At 68.8% G+C, this 15894-nt stretch carries 16 protein-coding genes; 4 read left to right on the top strand and 12 right to left on the bottom strand.

Annotated features, from left to right (window positions below; all coding sequences use genetic code 11):
• Window positions 1-49: 49 nt before the first annotated feature.
• The 5 genes from gatC to G9V96_RS13670 form a co-directional block, all read right to left on the bottom strand.
• Entirely contained in the window at window positions 50-346 is a 297-nt protein-coding gene (gene gatC, locus G9V96_RS13690; RefSeq protein ID WP_168583534.1) for an Asp-tRNA(Asn)/Glu-tRNA(Gln) amidotransferase subunit GatC, read from the bottom strand.
• Window positions 347-392: 46 nt separating this feature from the next.
• Window positions 393-2429: an alpha/beta hydrolase gene (locus G9V96_RS13685; protein ID WP_168583533.1), complete on the bottom strand. Its 2037-nt coding sequence runs from the start codon at window positions 2427-2429 to the stop codon at window positions 393-395.
• Complete coding sequence (locus G9V96_RS13680) at window positions 2426-2803, bottom strand: hypothetical protein (protein ID WP_168583532.1); 378 nt, start codon at window positions 2801-2803, stop codon at window positions 2426-2428. Before G9V96_RS13680 ends, G9V96_RS13685 begins: the two co-directional genes overlap by 4 nt.
• Complete coding sequence (gene ligA / locus G9V96_RS13675) at window positions 2800-5142, bottom strand: NAD-dependent DNA ligase LigA (RefSeq protein ID WP_168584042.1); 2343 nt, start codon at window positions 5140-5142, stop codon at window positions 2800-2802. Before ligA ends, G9V96_RS13680 begins: the two co-directional genes overlap by 4 nt.
• 106 nt (window positions 5143-5248) lie before the next feature.
• Entirely contained in the window at window positions 5249-6262 is a 1014-nt protein-coding gene (locus G9V96_RS13670) for a methionine synthase (protein ID WP_168583531.1), read from the bottom strand.
• A 345-nt stretch (window positions 6263-6607) separates the two neighbouring features.
• On the opposite strand from G9V96_RS13670, the gene G9V96_RS13665 reads away from it, so the two are divergent.
• Window positions 6608-7129, top strand: coding sequence for a DedA family protein (locus G9V96_RS13665; protein WP_168583530.1), 522 nt, complete (start codon window positions 6608-6610; stop codon window positions 7127-7129).
• An 87-nt stretch (window positions 7130-7216) separates the two neighbouring features.
• Here G9V96_RS13665 and G9V96_RS13660 read toward each other — a convergent pair whose 3' ends face one another.
• Genes G9V96_RS13660 through G9V96_RS13635 form a run of 6 tightly spaced genes read right to left on the bottom strand, consistent with a single transcriptional unit; the run spans window position 7217 to window position 12703 of the window.
• On the bottom strand, window positions 7217-8446 hold the full coding sequence (locus G9V96_RS13660; protein ID WP_168583529.1) for an acyl-CoA dehydrogenase family protein: 1230 nt from the start codon (window positions 8444-8446) through the stop codon (window positions 7217-7219).
• 59 nt (window positions 8447-8505) lie between these two features.
• The gene (locus G9V96_RS13655) at window positions 8506-9540 is read right to left on the bottom strand and encodes a phosphotransferase family protein (protein WP_168583528.1); all 1035 of its coding nucleotides are present in this window, start codon (window positions 9538-9540) and stop codon (window positions 8506-8508) included.
• Window positions 9537-9989, bottom strand: a complete 453-nt coding sequence (locus tag G9V96_RS13650) for a MaoC family dehydratase (protein ID WP_168583527.1) — start codon at window positions 9987-9989, stop codon at window positions 9537-9539. Before G9V96_RS13650 ends, G9V96_RS13655 begins: the two co-directional genes overlap by 4 nt.
• 1 nt (window position 9990) lies before the next feature.
• Window positions 9991-10749, bottom strand: a complete 759-nt coding sequence (gene fabG / locus G9V96_RS13645; RefSeq protein WP_168583526.1) for a 3-oxoacyl-ACP reductase FabG — start codon at window positions 10747-10749, stop codon at window positions 9991-9993.
• Window positions 10750-10796: 47 nt separating this feature from the next.
• Window positions 10797-11552: an SDR family oxidoreductase gene (locus tag G9V96_RS13640; RefSeq protein ID WP_168583525.1), complete on the bottom strand. Its 756-nt coding sequence runs from the start codon at window positions 11550-11552 to the stop codon at window positions 10797-10799.
• On the bottom strand, window positions 11549-12703 hold the full coding sequence (locus G9V96_RS13635) for an acyl-CoA dehydrogenase family protein (protein ID WP_168583524.1): 1155 nt from the start codon (window positions 12701-12703) through the stop codon (window positions 11549-11551). Before G9V96_RS13635 ends, G9V96_RS13640 begins: the two co-directional genes overlap by 4 nt.
• A 213-nt stretch (window positions 12704-12916) precedes the next feature.
• Between G9V96_RS13635 and G9V96_RS13630 the strand changes: the two genes are divergently transcribed.
• Window positions 12917-13516 (top strand): TetR/AcrR family transcriptional regulator, encoded by a 600-nt coding sequence (locus G9V96_RS13630; RefSeq protein ID WP_168583523.1) that lies wholly within the window; start codon window positions 12917-12919, stop codon window positions 13514-13516.
• On the opposite strand, the gene G9V96_RS13625 is transcribed toward G9V96_RS13630, so the two are convergent.
• Window positions 13462-14763, bottom strand: coding sequence for an APC family permease (locus tag G9V96_RS13625; RefSeq protein WP_226913324.1), 1302 nt, complete (start codon window positions 14761-14763; stop codon window positions 13462-13464). The two genes, G9V96_RS13630 and G9V96_RS13625, sit on opposite strands and share 55 nt — an antisense overlap.
• A gap of 206 nt (window positions 14764-14969) precedes the next feature.
• Between G9V96_RS13625 and G9V96_RS13620 the strand changes: the two genes are divergently transcribed.
• Entirely contained in the window at window positions 14970-15431 is a 462-nt protein-coding gene (locus G9V96_RS13620) for a MerR family transcriptional regulator (RefSeq protein ID WP_168583521.1), read from the top strand.
• Window positions 15428-15859, top strand: a complete 432-nt coding sequence (locus G9V96_RS13615; RefSeq protein ID WP_168583520.1) for a carboxymuconolactone decarboxylase family protein — start codon at window positions 15428-15430, stop codon at window positions 15857-15859. The genes G9V96_RS13620 and G9V96_RS13615 overlap by 4 nt, the downstream gene beginning before the upstream one ends.
• Window positions 15860-15894: the final 35 nt, after the last annotated feature.

Below are 15894 nucleotides of genomic sequence, written 5' to 3'. Positions count from 1 at the left end.
CTGAGCGACGAACCTGTCCGGTTCGATCGGCGGAGTCGGCCGAGGCTACTCAGTCGTCGGTGAGGATGCGCGGCACCACGAACCGGTCGTCTTCGACGGCAGGCGCCCCGGCCAGCGCCTGCTCCGCGGTGAGGCCTGGGCGGGCTTCATCGGCGCGCATGACATTCACCAGCGGCTGCGGGTGCGACATGGCTGGCACGTCCTCAGCAGCGGCCTCACGCACCTGGGCCAGCGAGTCGAGAATCACCGACAGGTCACCGACGAGTTGCTCGCTCTCGGCGTCGGTGAGATCGATGCGCGCGAGCATCGCGAGATGGTCGACCTGGTCACGAGAGATCCGGGGCATGACATCAGTCTAGGTGGACCTGGGACACCCCTCGCCTCCGGCGAGGTCACGCCGCTCCGGACCGGTGACCTGGTAGGCGACCCGGCCCGACCGGCAGCGGGGTGATCTCGCGTGGGTCGCGGCCCTGGATCACTGCGACGATGCGGCGGAAGGAGGTCGTGCCCTCCTCGACCGTGTCGGCGTGGCCACGCGGACCGAACAGGATCTCGCCCGCGCGGCGGTCCTCACGATCGACCTCCCACATCCCTGGGTCCAGGTCGATGATGCCGGGCAATGTCATCGGGTCGGCGCCGAGGACGCGCTCCCCCACCCAGGAGGCGGCCGCGCTGACGGGCGCAAACCGGAACGCCGCGGCCGAAGCAAGCGCGGCGTTACCTTTGCGCCACACCCGGATCAGGTCACCCGGTGCAGTCAGGCAGTACCGGGTGACGTGCCGCCGCCTGCCGAGCGCGTCGCAGTCGGGGTAGTCCGCTACCGAGCGCACGCCCGGCCCGATGCCGGGCACCCCGGCCAGAACCACCCGATCAGCCCGTAGCCCCAGCGCTTCGGCCGCGCCGACGATGGTGCCGCCATAGGAGTGGCCCACGACGGTGATCGGTACCTGTTCCGGCACGGCCAACCCCTCGACCGCATCTCGCAGCGGCGCGGCAGCGGCCCGGGCGAATCTCCCGAATGGGGACTGGGTGCCGATGGCGGCAGGGAACTGCGCCCCCATCCACGTCACCACCGCGGTGCGGCCGGTCGGGTCGGCGCGCAGCAACGCCCGAGCAATGTTCGTGGGCCAACCGAACTGCCGCACCGTGGTGCCGGTTCCGCCGACGTACACCGCGACCTGCTCGGTCTCTTCGTCGATCGAGCCCCACAACTCCACGACGTGACCTTCAGGACTGAACTGCACCACCTGCCGATGCCTTCGACGCCCCCGACCCTGGTTGACCTGGTCGTGCAAGAGCCGCTGAGTCAGCGCAATGAGATCGCGCAGCTCACCCCGGCGCGCGCTGGCCCGGCCGGAGTCGAACGTGGCGATAGCGGTGATCTTCTCGTTGGCCAGCCACGCATCGAGCAGGGCCCCCTGCAACGTACGCACCACCGAGGCGGCGTCCCGGCGGCGTTCGTCCTGGACCTGATGAACGAAGGCAAGGTCGGCCGCGCCCATCCGGCGCAGCTCGGCGCGCAGCAGGAGACGGTTGGCGTGGATACGCCGCGCCAGCGGCACCCCGTCGGTGTTGCCCATGACCCGCGGGAACAGCAGAACCGCCCGCGTCAGACTCTCCTGGTTCTGCGCGGCGCACACGCGGCGCACCCGATCCACGCGCAGCAGAGACGCCTCGTGCGCGGGACGGTTCGCCGCCGCGTCATCGTCGAGTGCTTCCAGGCTCGCCGACAGTTGCGCCGGGCTGGCTGTACCGGAACCGGCGGGGGCCACCGCCTCGATCCGCGCCCCAGATTGGAGTGGCATGCCAGCCTCGCGCTGCGTGCCGGCATCATCCAGCGCCGGGGCGAGCCAGTCGGGCACCGCGGTGTCGTCCGGGTCGGTGAGGCTGGCCAGCAGTTGGGGCGAGCGGGCAATGACAGCAGGCAGATCCGCCGTTGCCACCTCGCCCACTCCGGCGCGGGTCGCCTCGGTCGGGGTGAGGTCGGGGCGCTCCCACACCGACCCGGCCAGCAGATCACCCAACCCCGGTAGCTGGGCGCGGGCCTGAGTCATCGCGGCGCGGCAGTCGCCGTCCGCAGCCGCCAGGGCATGCGCGCACGAGCGGATCTGCCTCAGGTCGAAAGGCCTGGTGCGCAGCAGGTGCCGCAACCGGACCCCGTCGGTCTGCATCGACGCAGCGAGCCTCGCCAGCCCATCCCGCACGCTTCGCACCGCCTGGAGAACAGGCAGGCCGGTGTCCGCCACCCCAGCGGCGGCGAACGCGGCCTCGATACGAGGCAAATGGTCATCCAGTTGCCGGACGCCGTGTTCCACCCGCCCAGGCTCGGCGAGCATCCACGGGTGCACGAACGGGCGCCACACCGCGCCGGCGACCGCACCGGAGACCGACCCCGCCGCGTGCGCCACGTCCTTGGCCCGCCGCGTCATGCCGGCCCCCGCTGCCCCGGCCCGCTCCCGGTGGCTGCGTCGCCGGCCGGGGAGGTGTTCTCGTCCTGCGCCCCGCTGCCGCAGGTAGCCGCAGCTGGGTAACCGGCGCCCCCGGCGCCGGGAGCGTCGTGACTGCGGCGGGCTTCAATCTGGATCACCTCGGCCAGGTCACCGAGCAACAGGCCGAGGGTCACCGAGAAATCGTGGGCGACATCGGCTGTGGCCGCGTCGGGCAGGTGCTCCACCGCGTGTTGCACGGCGCCCGGGGCTCCCCAAGCCCCGGCCAGGTCGTTCAACTCGCTGCTGAGAGCCGAGCGGGCCGCCTCGCGGCTCCCGTCGTGGTGTGCCGAGCCGGGCACGCCCGCATCACTCATTCCTGCTCCCCGGCGTGGCCGTCGGCCTCGGTGTCGGCCTGGGCCTGGTCGTCCGCGCCGGCTGTGCTTGCGCTATCGCTGTGGGCGGCGTTCTCGGCACCAGCCTCGGTGGGAGTCACGGCCGTCGGTCCACCGGCCAGCAGGGCGACGAACCCCGCCTCGTCGAGCATCGGAACGCCCAACGCCTCGGCCTTGTCGGCCTTGCTCCCGGCGTTCTCGCCCACGACGACGAAGTCGGTCTTCTTACTCACCGAGCCCGACGCGCGACCCCCGCGAGCGATGATCGCGGCCTTGCCCTCATCCCGGGAGAAACCCGCGAGGGAACCGGTCACGACCACCGTCACGCCTTCCAACGTCCGCTCGATGGACTCGTCGCGCTCGTCTGCCATCCGCATTCCGGCCTGCGCCCAGCGCGCCACGATGTCGGCGTGCCAATCCACGGCGAACCAGTCGATGACCGACTCGGCGATGACAGCGCCTACGCCCTCCACCGCAGCGAGCTCGTCCACGCTCGCGGCACGGATCGCCTCCATCGTTGAGAAGTGGGTTGCCAGCGCGCGTGCCGCGGTCGGCCCGACGTGGCGGATCGACAACGCCACGAGCACCCGCCACAGCGGCCGCGTCTTGACCTTCTCCAATTCCTCGAACAGCAGCTCGGTGGTGGCGCGCGGCTTGGCCGCAGCCTTGGCGGTGGCCTTGGTGAAGAAGAACGGTTGCTGTTCCCACTCCCCCACTTCCCCCTTGCGTCGGGGGCGACGCCAAACCTGCACGTCGGCCAGGTCGTCGCTGCTGATCTCGAACAGCCCCGCCTCACTTTCCAGCACCGGCTGCTGCACCGGCACCCCGGCCTCATCAGCCCAGTCGGGCCGGTTGTGCTCGGGGTCGGTGAGCGCGATGGCCGCCTCCCAACCCAAGGCCTCGATGTCCAGCGCGCCCCGGGAGGCCAACCCGAAGACCCGCTCGCGCAGTTGGCTCGGGCAGGAGCGCGAGTTGGGGCAGCGAATGTCCTTGTCGCCCTCCTTGGCCGGGGCCAGCACGCTGCCGCAGGAAGGGCAGTGTGTGGGCATCGTGAACTCGCGTTCGTCGCCGGTACGCAACTCGAGCACGGGGCCGAGGATCTCGGGGATGACATCGCCGGCCTTGCGCAGCACCACCATGTCCCCGATGCGCACGCCCTTACGGGCGACCTCGAAACCGTTGTGCAGGGTGGCCATCTCGACCGTGGACCCGGCGACCTTCACCGGCTCCATCACCCCGAACGGGGTGACCCGCCCGGTGCGCCCTACGTTGACCTCGATGTTCAGCAACCGCGTGGTCACCTCTTCGGGCGGGTACTTGTAGGCGATCGCCCAGCGAGGGGCCCGCGAGGTGGAACCCAGTTGGCGCTGCACCGAGATCTCGTCGATCTTGACGACCAGGCCGTCCAGTTCATGTTCGACGCTGTGTCGGTGCTGCTCGAAGTAGTCGACGCGCGCCAGAATCCCCGCCAGGTCGGTGACGACCTCGTTGTGGCTTGAGGTGGGCAATCCCCAACCGCGCAGGATGTCGTAGGCCTGGCTTTGACGCTCGATGTCGAAGCCGGTGCGGGCGCCGATGCCGTGCACGAGCATCCGTAGCGGCCGGGAAGCAGTGACCCGCGGGTCCTTCTGCCGCAGCGATCCGGCGGCCGCGTTGCGCGGGTTCGCAAACGGGGTGTTGCCCGCCTCGACCCACGCCGCGTTGAAGGTGTCGAACTCTTCGCGGGGGAAGAAGATCTCACCGCGCACCTCCACCAGCTCCGGGATCGGCACGCTCGGGGTGGAGTCGTCGTGGGCGTCGTGAGGCATCTTCAATTTGGTGGGGATACCGCTGATGGTGCGCACGTTATGGGTGACGTCCTCACCGGTGCGGCCATCGCCACGGGTCAGGGCTCGAACCAGCCGACCGTTCTCGTACAGCAGGTTGACGGCCAGTCCGTCGATCTTGAGCTCGGTGAGGAAGTGGATAGCGGCTCCCGAGGCAGCGTTGGTGACCCGCTGCACCCATTCGGCCATCTCCTCGTGTGAGAAGACGTTGTCCAGGCTGAGCATGCGTTCCACGTGATCCACCGCGGTGAACGCGGTGGAGAAGTCGCCGCCGACTTTCTGGGTGGGGCTGTCCGGTACCCGCAGCGCCGGGTAGCGCTCCTCCAAGTCCTGCAGCTGCCGCAGCAGGGCGTCGAATTCCCCATCGGTGATGGTGGGGGAATCGTTCACGTAGTAAGCGAATTGGTGCTCCCGAACCTGGGTGGCCAGCTCCGACCAGGCACGGCGGTTCTCTTCGCTCGGTTGGGGCGCAACCGGCTCGCCCGGGGGCGACATGGCGGAGTGCTCACGGGGCAGATCCTCAGACGACGTCACGCGCGCCATCTTCTCTCAGCGCACTGACAATCGCTCGCCGCGACCCGAGCCCTCGGGCAACGGCGATTCAGCCCTCCCGCGCCTGCCAGGTCAGTTCCTTGGCCGCGTCGCTGACAAGGCGGTGGATCGCGGTGGCTCGCTGCGGGTCGGACCCGGCGAGTCCGCAGGCCGGGGTGAGGATGACGTCATCGAGCAAGGCGGTGCTCAGACCGAGTTCATGCCAGCGGCGCACCAACGGTTCGACCACCTGCGCCGCTTTCACCGGCAGCGTCTCGTCGTGGTCAGTCGCAACGACGCCTGCCCACAACGCCACCCCGGCCTCGACGCTGGTCGCCACGGACTCCCAGCCGGCCGCGCTGAGCAGCGAGCAGTCCAGCGACATCGCGTCCGCACCGGCAGCTCGCAGCAGCGGCAGCGGCACCCGTGGCGCGCAGCAATGCACCACCACCAGCGCAGCCTGTTCCTTGGCCGCCTCGATAACCTCCGCGAGCCCGGTACGCGCATCCTGCGGATCGAGCGCGCGCACCCGCCCGAACCCCGAGGAGGTGCTCAACTCCCCGGCCAACACCGAGGGCAGCGACGGCTCGTCCAATTGCAGAATCAGGCGGGCACCGGGCACCCGGCGGGCGACCTCGCCCAGATGGCGACGGATCCCCTCCGTGAGCGACTGTCGAACGTCTCGGCTCGCCCCCGGGTCGCCGGCCACACGCTCGCCGCGGGTGACCCGCAGTTGCGAGACCAACGTCCACGGCCCGACCACCTGGACCTTCAGGTCACCGGTGTAGCCGTCGAAGACTTCTGCCAGGTCGTCCAGGTCGCGGCGCAGCAGCGCAGCGGTGCGCTCGGCGTCCCGCCCCGGGTGGTCGACCAACCGCCAGCCGGACGGCTGCAGGTCTACCGGCAGGTCGACGAGCAGGCCCGCGCTGCGGCCGATCATGTCCGAACCGGGGCCCCGGCCCGGCAGTTCCGGCAGGTAGGGGATGCCGGGTTCGTCTGCGTCGGTGTAGGTGTCGCGCACGATCCGCAGCGTCGTCGCCATGTCATCGCCTGGCCAAGACCCGATTGCCGTTGCTCTGCTCACAGCGCGAGCGTACGACGTCGCGGCAGGGTCTCGGGCCGTGAGCACGCGCTCAGGCCGTGCGACCGAGCTGCACCGGCGAGCGATCCCGGCACTAGGTCGTACTCCGGGGCCCGGGCGAGGCCACCTACCCGGCGGCAGCGGCCCGCCTGCGCAAGCAGACACCGCGTTCGCCACGCGAACCGCTGGAACAGCTGCGGCGGGCACGCGATCTCCGGGCTGTACCGGGATGCCACACCGCCGCCCACCCGGGGGGCGCCCACCCGGGTGGCCAGCGAAGGCTAACCTGAGTTAGGAGCAAAGCGCGTGCTCCTACCGCCACCGCCATCTGCCCCCCAGGAGCCAGCCGTGTTGCCAGACGTCTTCGACGGGTGGCCCTTCTGGCTGATTTTCACCTTCCTGTTCTTCGGAGGCATGGCCCGCGGCCAATGCATCTATTGGGCCGCGCGCATCGTCACCGAACGATCCTTGCGGCGAGTCCGACCGCGCACCGGTTGGGGAGCCCGGGTCGCTGAATGGCTCGACGGCGCCGGCGTGGATGCCGGGGCGCAGACCATCCGCCGCTGGGGTATCGCCGCGATCCCGCTCTGCTACCTGACCGTCGGGCTACAGACCCTGGTCATGGCCGCCGCCGGAGTGTTGCGGATCAACGCCGGGGCCTTCGCTTTGGCCCAGGTGCCCGGCGCACTCGCTTGGGCGGCGATCTACTCCACCATCGGGTGGGCGGTGTGGGAGGCCGCACTGATCGCCGCAGCCGGTTCACCCTGGGGGTTGGTGGCTCTACTCGGCGTTGCGGCGCTGCTTGCCCTGCTGCTGTGGCGGCGACGACGCGCCCGACGCTGCGAACAGCCCGGCGCGATCGGCGACTAGCCCAGCAGGAGTTCCGCACGCTGTTGTGCCCGCCCGGGCCGTCCCCGGGTCCGTCAGAGTCGGGACGAGCGGACACAACAGGGCGGCTCAGTCGCGGGTTTGGCGGCGGATCTCGCGCTTGGCCATCGAGGTCAGGTGAACCTCGTCGGGGCCGTCGGCCAGACGCAGCGAACGTACCCCCGCGTAGGCCGCAGCCAGCGGGTAATCCTGGCTGAGGCCACCGGCGCCATGCACCTGGATTGCCTTGTCGACGATCCACTCCACCGTGCGCGGGGTAGCGATCTTGATCGCTTGAATCTCGGTGTGGGCGGCGCGGTTACCCGCCGTGTCCATCAGCCAGGCGGTCTTCAGCGTGAGCAGGCGCAACTGTTCCAGACGCACCCGGGATTCGGCGATCCACTCCTGGACCATACCGCGGGTGGCCAGCGGCGAACCGAAGGCGACCCGTGAAGCGGCGCGCTGACACATCAGCTGCAGCGCCCGCTCACCGATGCCGATCGCGCGCATGCAGTGGTGGATCCGGCCGGGGCCGAGCCGGGCCTGTGCGATACCGAAACCGTCGCCCTCGGCACCGATGAGGTTCTCCACCGGCACCTCAACGTCGCGGAACAGCAGCTCGGCATGCCCGCCGTGCTCCCGGTCATCGAAACCGAAGACGTCCAGCGGGCGCACCACCTCAAGGCCGGGGGTGTCCCGGGGAACCAGCAACATGCTCTGCTGACGGTGTCGGTCCGCTTGCGGGTCGGTCTTGCCCATGACGATGAAGATCTCGCACTGCGGGTTCATCGCCCCGGTGATCCACCACTTACGACCGTTGATCACATAGCGATCCCCGCGCCGCTGAATGCTGGTCTCGATATTCGTCGCGTCGCTGCTGGCCACGTCCGGTTCGGTCATGGCGAAAGCCGAGCGGATCGAACCGTCCAGCAGCGGCTTCAGCCAGCGTTCCTGCTGTTGCGGTGAGCCGAACTCGGCCAGCACCTCCATGTTGCCGGTGTCGGGGGCGGCGCAGTTCAGCGCCGGCGGGGCCAGGTGGATCTGGTGCCCGGTGATCTCGGCTAGCGAGGCGTACTGCACGTTGGTCAACCCGGCGCCGTGCTCGCCCGGCAGGAACAAGTTCCACAAGCCCTGCTCGCGAGCGGCCGCCTGCAGACGCTGCATGGTCGGGGTGGCGCTCCAAGCCCAGCGCTGCCCGTCCGCGTCGAACGCGTCCAGCTCTTGGTAGAAGTCAGCCTCGGCCGGCGCGACCTGGGATTCCATGAACCCGCGCAGCCGTTCCTGGAGCTCGAGGGTCTGCGGGTCGAATGAAAAGTCCATGTCTCTCCTTGGTCGATCAGTTCGTGCGCGGCTGCAGGGACGCCGCGCGATGTTCAGCCTCAGGCGCGCAGCGCGATCAGCCCGCCGGCAAGGAGCGGCTCGACATAGTCGCCGATATCGGAGAACCCGTCGCCGAGCGTCTGACCTTGGATGTACCGGTAATGGATGCCTTCGAGGATGACCGCCAGCTTGTAGAACGCCAGGCCCACGTACGCGCGCAGATCGCTCAGGTCGCGCCCGCTGTGTTCGGCGTAGGTGCTCAGCAGTTCCTCGATCGGGGGGAACCCCGGCGCCTGCGACACATCCGGCACGAGTTCGCTGCCGGCGGGCACCATCTCGGCCAGCTTGGAGTACACGACGAGCAGGCCCACATCGGTGAGCGGGTCGCCCAGCGTGGCCATCTCCCAGTCCAGGACGGCGGTGACCGTGTCCTGATCGTCCACGAGGAGGTTGTCGAGGCGGTAGTCGCCGTGCACGATGGCCGCCGGTTGGGGGGTGGGCTCGATCTGGGCCAACAGGACGGAAAGCTCGCGCGCCCCGGCCAGGTCCCGGCTGTGCGAGGCCTGCAGTTGTCGGGTCCAGCGGGAGACCTGCCGGGCGTAGAACCCATCCGGGCGGCCGAGGTCGGCCAGACCGATCGCCGCCGGATCGACCCGGTGCAACCGGGCCAAGATCTCCACCAGCTCCAATCCGATCGCCCGGGTCCGCTGCGGCCCGAGCGGTGCGAGCTGAGAGGCCGTGCGATACGGGGTCCCGTCAGCTTTGCTCATCAGGTAGAACGGCGCGCCGAGCACGCTGGGCTCCTCGCACAACAGGTACATGCGCGGTACCGGAACGTCGGTGGCAGCCAACGCCTCCATCACCCGGTATTCGCGCCCCATGTCGTGAGCGGTGGCCAACACATGCCCCAACGGGGGGCGGCGCAGCACCAGTGATTCCTGTCCGTCGCCGACTTCGAAGGTGAGGTTCGATTTGCCGCCGGCGATGAGGCGAGCAGTCAACGGCCCCTGCAAAAGCAGGTGCGGCGCGTTCTGGTCGAGGTGGGCTCGCAGGGCGGCTAGATCGAGACCGCGCAGTTCGGATGCGGAGTTCATGGCACCGCCAGGTAGAGGACTTCGGCCACGAGCGCCGGGCGATCGACGCCCTCGATCTCCAGGGTCGCCTCCAGTTGAATCCGCAGACCGGTGGCGGTCTGCTCGGTGGACTGCAGTTCCAGGCCCAGGCGCACCCGAGAATCCACCGGAACCGGCGCGAGAAAACGCACCTTCTGGGTTCCGTAGTTCATCACCATCTTCGCGCCGCGGATCTCCAAGATTTGGGCCAGCAGCGCAGGCAGCAGGGCCAAAGTGAGGTAGCCGTGGGCGATGGTCGCCCCGAACGGACCGGCCGCTGCCGCGTGCGGGTCGACGTGGATCCACTGGTGGTCCTCGGTCGCGTCGGCGAAGGCGTCGATTCGTTCTTGGGTGATGTCCAGCCAGGAGCTGTAGCCCAGATGCTCGCCTTGTGCTGCGGCGATGTCCTCGAGGCGTTCGAAGATCCGCATCTCAGTCCTTCGGCCCGCCGGCGACGTAGATGACCTGGCCGGAGACGAAGCCCGCCTCGTCGCTGGTGAGGTAGGAGGCGGCAGCGGCGATGTCTGCCGGCTGCCCGACCCGGCCGACCGGAATCTGCGCGGCGGCACCGGCCAGGAAGTCATCGAAGCTCAGCTTCATCCGCTCGGCTGTCGCGCGCGTCATGTCGGTCTCGATGAAGCCCGGGGCGATGGCGTTCGCGGTCGCACCGAACCGGCCCAGTTCCAAAGCCAGCGTCTTGGTGAAGCCCTGGATCCCGGCCTTGGCGGCCGAGTAGTTGACCTGGCCGAGATTGCCCTGCGCCGAGGTGCTGGACAGGTTGACGATGCGGCCGAACTTCTCAGCGGCGATGTGCTCGCGCACTGCCCGGGTCATCAGGAACGCCCCGCGCAGGTGCACCCCCATGACGGTGTCCCAGTCGTCCACGCTCATCTTGTGCAGCATGTTGTCCCGGATGACACCGGCGTTGTTGATCAGGATCGTCGGCGCACCGAGTTCGGTAGCAACCCGCTGGACCGCAGCCGCGACCGCAGCCTCGTCGGCGACATCGCAGCCGAGCGCCAGAGCGCGACCGCCCGCTGCGTCGATCTGGTCCACGACCTGCTGGCAGGCCTGCTCGTCCAGGTCGAGCACGGCGACGGCTCGACCGTCGGCAGCCAGGCGGGTGGCGATCGCGGCACCGATGCCGCGGGCCGCACCCGTGACGATGGCAACACGCTGAGATTCAGACATAAGGGGTTTCTCCTAGCAGAGGGGTGGAGCGGGGCGGAGGTGCAGACTCAGAATCCGCCACCGAGGGTGACGCCGCCATCAACGACGAGGGTTTGCCCCGTCATCCACCCGGCGTCGGGTGAGGCGAGGAAGGCGACGGCGCCGCTGATGTCACGGGGTTCGCCGAGTCGTTTCAGCGGATAAGCCGCGGCCACCTCCTCTTCGCGGCCCTCGTACAGGGCGGTCGCGAATTGGGTCTTCACCACTGCCGGGGCGACCGCGTTGACGCGCACGTTCGGCCCCAGTTCGTAGGCCAGTTCCTCGGTGAGGTGGATGACGGCAGCCTTGCTGACCCCGTACATCCCGATCCCGGGGGCCGGCCGCAAACCGGCGATGGACGCGATGTTGATGATGGCGCCGCCATGCTCACCCAACCAAGCGGCGTGCGCGCACTGCGCCCAGCCCAAAGTGCCGATCACGTTGACTTCGAGGATCTTGCGCGAGGCTCCCGGGTCCAGCTTCATCAGCGGGCCGTAGGCGGGGTTGATGCCGGCGTTGTTGACCAGGATGTCCAGCGAACCGAACTTCTCGATGGCCTGCGCGACGGCGTGTTCCCGGTGCTCGGCGTCGTCGGATTTTCCGGCGACGCCGATGGCTACGTCTTCCCCGCCCAGCCCGGCCACGGCTTCGGCCAGCGGCTCAGGGTTGCGTGCCGTCAGCACGACCCGCGCACCCTCTTCGACCAGGCGGCGGGCGATGTCCAGCCCGATGCCGCGGCTGGCGCCGGTGATCAGTGCGGTGCTGCCCTGCAGGCGGGGGTTCACAGGCCGAGGTCCCGTCCGATGAGTTCCTTCATGATCTCGTTGGTGCCGGCCCAGATCTTGTGTACGCGCGCGTCACGCCAGGCGCGGGCGACCCGGTACTCGTTCATGTAGCCGTAGCCGCCGTACAACTGAACGCACTCGTCGAGTACATCGCACTGCACCTGGGCGGCCCACCACTTGGCTTTCGCCGCGTCGACCGGGGTGAGCTTGCCCTCGGTGTGCGCGATGACGCAGTCGTCGATGTAGGCCTGCGCCACTTCGACCGCGGTCACCATCTCCGCGATCTTGAACTTGTTGTGCTGGAAGGAACCGATGGGCTGCCCGAAGGCCTTGCGGTCCTTGGTGTATTGGATCGTCTCGATGAGGATCTGCTTGGCGTTGGCGATGTTGGCGATGGCGTTGCCGATTCGCTCCTGCGGCAGGTGCTGCATCATCGCGATGAAGCCCATGCCTTCGTCTCCAAGAAGGTGATCGGCAGGCACCCGCACGTTGTCGAAGAACAGCTCGGAGGTATCTGATTCGACCTGGCCGACCTTGTCCAAGGGCTGGCCCTTGGTGAATCCGGCCATCTCCTTCTCCAGGACGAACAGCGAGATGCCCTTGGCGCCCTTGGTGGGATCGGTACGAGCGGCCACGACGGCCAGGTCGCACTGGTAGCCGTTGGTGATGAAGGTCTTGGAACCGTTGAGGATCCAATCCCCGGAGCCGTCGTCGGCGCGAACAGCGGTGGATTTCAGCGCCGCCAGGTCGGAGCCACCCGAGGGCTCGGTCATGCCGATGGACAGGATCTTCTCGCCCGCGACCACGCCGGGTAGCCAGCGCTGCTTCTGCTCCTCGGTGCCCAAGTGGACGAGGTAGGGCGCAGTGATGTCGGCGTGGATACCGAAACAGGATGAGACTGCTGCGGTGAAACCGGCGATCTCCTCGGCGAAGACCGCGTTGAAGCGGTAATCGTCCACGCCCGCACCGCCGTACTCCTCGGGCACGCAGAGACCGAACAGACCCTGCTCCCCGGCTTTGAGCCAGATGTCGCGGGCGATGGTGTGCTCGCGGATCATTTCTTCCGCGCGCGGGGCCAGCGTGCGGTCGACGAACTCCCGGCAGGACTGACGGAAGGACTCGTGGTCTTCGGAGTAGATGTTGCGTGGCATGTCTACCTCACAGGTCGAAGCGGAAGCGTCTCAGCGTTCGATCAAGCGCCAACCGGAACTTGCTGGTCGAGGCGCTCGGCGCTGACTAAGCGCTTGCTTAGTTGTCGTTGCGCCCTAGACTGACGCGAGAAGACCGCTACGTCAACCCCTCCGCAGACCTGCACGAGGGCGTTCGCCACATCTGCCGGTCCAGATCGGCGAGAAGGAGCGCATATGCCCACTGAGGCTGATCCCAGCTCGCGACGCCGTCTGCTCCTGGCTGCTGTCGAAGCTTTCGGCACTCGCGGGTACAAAGGCACCACGACGCGTGACATTGCGCTGGCCGCCGGCATGAGCCCGGCGGCTATCTATGTCCACCACCGCTCGAAAGAGGAACTCCTCTTCGTCGTGTGCGAGGCGGGCCACCTGGAGCTGCTCGCCGAGGTCGAGCAGGCGATCAGCAAGGCAACCGATCCCCGCGAACGACTTACCGGAGTGATGCGCGCCTTCGTCGTCGAGCACGCGATCAACCAGGCGACCGCCCGGGTGGTCAACGACGAGGTCGGATCGTTGGGGCCTGAGCACCGGGAACACATCATCGGGTTACGCCGCCAACTCGACGAGCACGTACGGCGCATCGTCGAAGACGGGGTCGCCGCCGGCATGTTCGATGCCCCCGACCCCTCGATGACCACCCGGGCTCTGTTGTCGCTCGGCATGGATGTGGCTCGCTGGTTCCTGCCCGGCGGGCGGTGGAGCGTGGAGCAGATTGCTGATCGCTACTGCGAGTTCGCCCTGCGCATGGTGGGCGCTGAACCGCCGCGCAGCGCATAGATCAGCGCCCCCAACGCGATCACGGCGCCGCCGCTGAGCACCGAGGCCACCGGCAGGCAGGCCGCCAGCGCGATCGTCCCGAGCAGACCGCCGATCGGGACCCACCGGGGTGGGGCCGTCGCCCTCGGCAAGGTGCGAGCAGCGGCATTCGCCACGGCGTAGTAGAGCAGCACCCCGAAGGAAGAGAAACCGATCGCGCCACGCAGATCGGTGAGCAGTACCAGCGCTACCACGACGCATCCGACCGTGATCTCCGCGGCCAACGGCGTACCTCGACGCTGGTCCACACGCGCCAGCAGCGCCGGGAGGTGGCCGTCCCGGGCCATCGCCAAGGTGGTCCGCGAAACCCCCAAGACCAGGCCGAGCAAGGAACCGGTCGCGGCCACCAGCGCGGCGACCTGGATGACAGTGGGCATCCAGGCCGGACCGAGCCGGGCTGCGGCCAGCAGCGGTGCGGCCGACGCGGCGGTGCCGCCCGAACCGAGCACGAGCAGCAACGTGCCGGCGACGGCGGCATACACCACCAACGTCAGCCCGAGCGCAATCGGGATCGCGACCGGGATGGTGCGTTGCGGATCGCGCACCTCCTCCCCCAGGGTGGCGATACGGGCGTACCCGGCGAAGGCGAAGAACAGCAGGCCCGCCGCTTGCAGCACCCCCAGCGGCGCAACGGGCAGCGCATTGACCGGCAACGCAGGCGACGACGCGGACAGCCCGGTTGCAATGCCGTTGCCCACGAACAGCGCAAGTGCCAGCAGCACGATCACGACGACGACCCGCGTCAACGCAACCGACTTGTGGATTCCGGCGCAGTTCAACGCCGTCAACGCCACGACGACGGCCACCGCCACCGCGCGGGTGTGCCCGGGCCAGGCGTAGGCACCCACCGTCAACGCCATGGCGGCGCAGGAGGCGGTCTTACCCACGATGAACGCCCACCCTGCCAGATAGCCCCAGAACGGGCCCAGCTGTCGAGTTCCGTAGAGGTAGGTACCACCCGATTCCGGGTGCACCGCGGCGAGCCGGGCAGAGGAGGTCGCATTGCAGTAGGCGACGAAAGCCGCGATACACAGGCTGAGCAGCAGGTACTTCCCCGCGGCGGCTGCGGCCGGGGCAAGCGCCACGAAGATGCCGGCCCCGATCATCGAGCCGAGCCCGATGACAACGGCGTCTCGGGTGCCCAGCCGCCGCTGCAAGGTGCCCTCCGGATGCGCGGATGACGGACCGGGAGCAGCAGAGCGGTTCACTGGGCTCATTTCTTTTCGCGGTTCCTCGGCTGCGTGGGTCCGCACCGATGAGGCCAGTCCACAACCCACGAGCATCCAGCAGGCATGCAGCGGGTGAACTCCCGGAAAAGTGGTTGGCGGGACGCCCTGGCCGCACCGACCTCAGGTCGGGGTAGCCGGCGGGAACGCTTGCGTGTGAGCGCGCTCTAAGCCGTAGCGTCCCAGACATGGATTCGGACGCGCTCGCTCATGCGCTCAGGCTCGCGCTCGACCCCGGCTCAGGCCTGGACGTCGAGGCGCTTGCCGATTTGGCCCGCGACGATGAGGCCGGCGACTGGGACATCGCGACCACGGCAGAGCACCTGCAGCTCAGCCCGCACACGCTGCGCTACTACGAGCGGGTCGGCCTGGTGCATGTCGAACGGAACGAGGCCGGGCATCGCCGCTACGGACCGGCGGCCGTGCGGCGGCTGGTCTTCATCGCCCGGATGCGGACTTCCGGCATGAGCATCGCCGACCTGACGCGCTACATCGAGCTGGCAGATTCCGGCGCTGAGACGGTGCCCGAGCGGGTCGACCTGCTCCGGAATCACCGCGAGGCCCTCCGCCGCAAGATCACCGACCTGCAGCTCGCCCTGGCCGCCACCGAGTACAAACTCGCCACCTACCGCGAAGGACCACGCCCATGAGCGCCCAGCACGACATCGACAGCCCCGAGAACATCGCCCGCCGACAGCACGGTCAACAGGTGCTGGCTCGGATCGACGGTGAGCAGGGCGAGGCGGTGCTCGACTCCCTTGGCGAAACCAGCCCTGCCCTGGCCCACCACATCGCCGCCTTCGCCTTCGGTGACGTCTATGAGCGCCCGGGTTTGGACGCCCGCAGCCGTCAGCTCGTCACCCTCGGTGCGCTGACCGCCCTCGGCGGCTGCGAGCCCCAGCTCCAGGTCCATGTCAACGCCGCTCTCAACGTCGGCATCACCCGGGAGCAGATCACCGAAGCGCTGCTGCACGCCGCGGTCTACGCAGGCTTCCCCCGGGCCATCAACGCCACCGGCGCCGCTGAGAAGGTGTTCCAGCAGCGGGAGGCTGCCGCCGCAGCAATCACACCGAGCTGAACTCTGAGTACCTCCGGGCAGCAGGCAAGACCGGC

This window comes from Gephyromycinifex aptenodytis, assembly GCF_012277275.1.
Taxonomy (GTDB): Bacteria; Actinomycetota; Actinomycetes; order Actinomycetales; family Dermatophilaceae; genus Gephyromycinifex; species Gephyromycinifex aptenodytis.
The sequence above is the reverse complement of the archived record's forward strand: the minus strand, read 5'-3'. Positions and strand labels throughout refer to the sequence as shown.